Below are 3546 nucleotides of genomic sequence, written 5' to 3'. Positions count from 1 at the left end.
ATCACCTACGTTTGCCCTGCCTTTATTCGTCAGTTCAAATTTTGATCTCAGTAAACTAAAACGCAAAAAGGCCGCCCTCTAGGACGACCTTTTCACATATTGGTTGCGGGGGCCAGATTTGAACTGACGACCTTCAGGTTATGAGCCTGACGAGCTACCGGGCTGCTCCACCCCGCGGTAATATTTTTTTATTACCGCGGGGTGAGATATGATTTCCCACGCAGCTGACGCTGCTTCGGGAAGGGCCCGCGATAATCTTTAAAGATTAAACCCATTCAGCGTTAACTGAATGGGTTTATGTAATTTGATCATTGTGATCTTGTCTATGGAAGGCTTGGCAGCGACCTACTCTCCCGCGTCTTAAGACGAAGTACCATTGGCGCTGGGGGCTTTCACTGCCGAGTTCGGGATGGGATCGGGTGGATCTTCCCCCGCCATAACCACCAAGCCATCGATAGACAAGGTATCTGTACGGATACAGATAAAGTTAATGAAGAGCACTAAGTGCTACTTAATAAGATTATAAGTTGTATTTGCTTGATACGAGTTCCTGATCTGAAGTGGCGTTAACCACAAAGATCAAGTTATCTATATTTCGTTCAGCGAATGTATACTTCAATATTCTGTCCTAACTTCGTATAAGTCATTAGGATAAGATTAATGTCACTGTAAGCGACGATTAAGGATTGAAGCCTATCGAACAATTAGTACTGGTAAGCTACACGTATTACTACGCTTCCACACCCAGCCTATCAACGTGGTAGTCTTCCACGGTTCTCAGCGAGACCTAGTTTTGAGGGGGGCTTCCCGCTTAGATGCCTTCAGCGGTTATCCCGTCCATACATAGCTACCCTGCTGTGCTACTGGCGTAACAACAGGTCCACCAGAGGTATGTCCATCCCGGTCCTCTCGTACTAGGGACAGCTCCTCTCAAGTCTCGTACACCCACGGCAGATAGGGACCGAACTGTCTCACGACGTTCTAAACCCAGCTCACGTACCACTTTAAATGGCGAACAGCCATACCCTTGGGACCTGCTCCAGCCCCAGGATGTGATGAGCCGACATCGAGGTGCCAAACACCCCCGTCGATGTGGACTCTTGGGGGGTATCAGCCTGTTATCCCCGGCGTACCTTTTATCCGTTGAGCGATGGCCCTTCCATGCGGGACCACCGGATCACTATGACCGACTTTCGTCTCTGTTCCACCTGTCGGTGTCACAGTCAGGCGAGCTTTTGCCATTGCACTCATCAGACGATTTCCGACCGTCTTGAGCTCACCATCGCGCGCCTCCGTTACTCTTTGGGAGGCGACCGCCCCAGTCAAACTACCCACCACGCAGGGTCCCGGATCCGGATAACGGACCGCGGTTAGACATCAAAATATACAAGGGCGGTATTTCAAGGTTGGCTCCACGAATACTGGCGTACCCGCTTCAAAGCCTCCCGCCTATCCTACACATATAGATCCTGATGCCACTGCGAAGCTGTAGTAAAGGTGCACGGGGTCTTTCCGTCTAACCGCGGGAACCCCGCATCTTCACGGGGAATTCAATTTCGCTGAGTCTGCGTTGGAGACAGTGGGGCAGTCGTTACGCCATTCGTGCAGGTCGGAACTTACCCGACAAGGAATTTCGCTACCTTAGGACCGTTATAGTTACGGCCGCCGTTTACCGGGGCTTCAATTCGCAGCTCTCACTACTCCTTTTAACCTTCCGGCACCGGGCAGGCGTCAGACCCTATACGTCGTCTTTCGACTTCGCAGAGCCCTATGTTTTTAGTAAACAGTCGCCACCCCCATTTCTGTGCCACCCATACCTGGTTGCCCAAGTACAGGTCTCCCTTCTCGCGAACTTACGGGAGTATTTTGCCGAGTTCCTTCAACGCAGTTCTCTCAAGCGCCTTGGTATGCTCTACCATCCCACCTGTGTCGGTTTAGGGTACGGTCTACATGTGGAGGCTATTTCCTGGAACAGCTTCGCTGCATTCACAATCCGATAAGCAAATACAACTTACGCCATCCGTCACTCATCCACAGGCCCAGGAATATTAACCTGGTTCCCATCGCCTACAGCTCTCGCTCTCGGCTTAGGGGCCGGCTCACCCTGCGCGGATTAGCCTTGCGCAGGAACCCTTGGGATTTCGGCGAGAGTGTTTCTCACACTCTTTATCGCTACTCATGTCAACATTCGCACTTCCGATACCTCCACGGACCCTCACGGTGCCCGCTTCAGCGGCTTACGGAACGCTCCGCTACCACTTACATAAATGTAAGTCCACAGCTTCGGTACGTGGCTTTAGCCCCGGTACATCTTCGGCGCAAGACGGCTTAACTAGACCAGTGAGCTATTACGCTTTCTTTAAACGATGGCTGCTTCTAAGCCAACGTCCTGGTTGTCTTGGCCTTCTCACATCCTTTCCCACTTAGCCACGATTTAGGGACCTTAGCTGGTGGTCAGGGCTGTTTCCCTCTCGACTATGGACCTTAGCACCCATAGTCTGTCTGCCGAGTAGTACTTCACGGTATTCGGAGTTTGGTTAGGTTTGGTAAGGCTCGCGCCCCCCTAGCCCATCCAGTGCTCTACCCCCGTGGGTATTCACTCGACGCTCTACCTAAATAGATTTCGCGGAGAACCAGCTATTTCCGAGTTTGATTGGCCTTTCACCCCTAGCCACAGGTCATCCAGTAATTTTTCAACATTATCTGGTTCGGTCCTCCAATGCATGTTACTGCATCTTCAACCTGCCCATGGCTAGATCACTCGGTTTCGGGTCTAATCCAACGAACTATACGCGCTATTAACACTCGCTTTCGCTGCGCCTACACCTATCGGCTTAAGCTCGCTCGCTAGATTAAGTCGTTGACCCATTATACAAAAGGTACGCCGTCAGGACTCATGTCCCTCCGACTGTTTGTAGGCATCCGGTTTCAGGGTCTCTTTCACTCCCCTTATAGGGGTACTTTTCACCTTTCCCTCACGGTACTTGTGCACTATCGGTCGCATGGTAATACTTAGGCTTGGAGAATGGTCTCCCCATATTCAGGCAAAATTTCACGTGTTCCGCCCTACTCAAGGACCTGTCATCAACTGTACCTGTACGGGGCTATCACCCACTATGGCCACACTTTCCAGAGTGTTCCAGTTGTTAATGACAGGCCACTGGCCTGGTCCCCTTTCGCTCGCCACTACTCAGGGAGTCTCGGTTGATTTCCTTTCCTCCGGGTACTTAGATGTTTCAGTTCCCCGGGTTCGCCCCAACATCCTATATATTCAGATGCCGGTACCTCAAAGAGGTGGGTTTTCCCATTCGGACATCCCGGTATCAAAGTTTTTTGGCAACTCCACCGGGCTTTTCGCAGCCTAACACGTCCTTCATCGCTTCCATGCGCCAAGGCATCCACCAAATGCCCTTCTCATACTTCAAAACACTCAATCGTCACATACAGAGACATTAATCTCAATATACAACACTGAACTGTTGATAAACCATACGGCTGGCAAGCCATATGGCCGTTTAGACAATAAATCATCTAAACTTATAAGAA

1 tRNA gene and 2 rRNA genes are annotated in these 3546 nt (G+C 50.8%); all 3 read right to left on the bottom strand.

The window, feature by feature from the left end:
• Positions 1 to 100: 100 nt before the first annotated feature.
• Positions 101 to 177, bottom strand: a tRNA-Met gene (locus E1160_RS01010).
• Positions 178 to 332: 155 nt separating this feature from the next.
• Positions 333 to 448 (bottom strand): 5S ribosomal RNA (gene rrf, locus E1160_RS01005).
• Between the two features lie 235 nt (positions 449 to 683).
• A 23S ribosomal RNA gene (locus tag E1160_RS01000) occupies positions 684 to 3426 on the bottom strand.
• Positions 3427 to 3546 lie beyond the last annotated feature (120 nt).

The organism is Curvivirga aplysinae (assembly GCF_009711445.1).
GTDB lineage: Bacteria > Pseudomonadota > Alphaproteobacteria > UBA8366 > Aestuariispiraceae > Curvivirga > Curvivirga aplysinae.
Note: the sequence above shows the minus strand (reverse complement) of the source record. Positions and strands in the feature narration are given on the sequence as shown.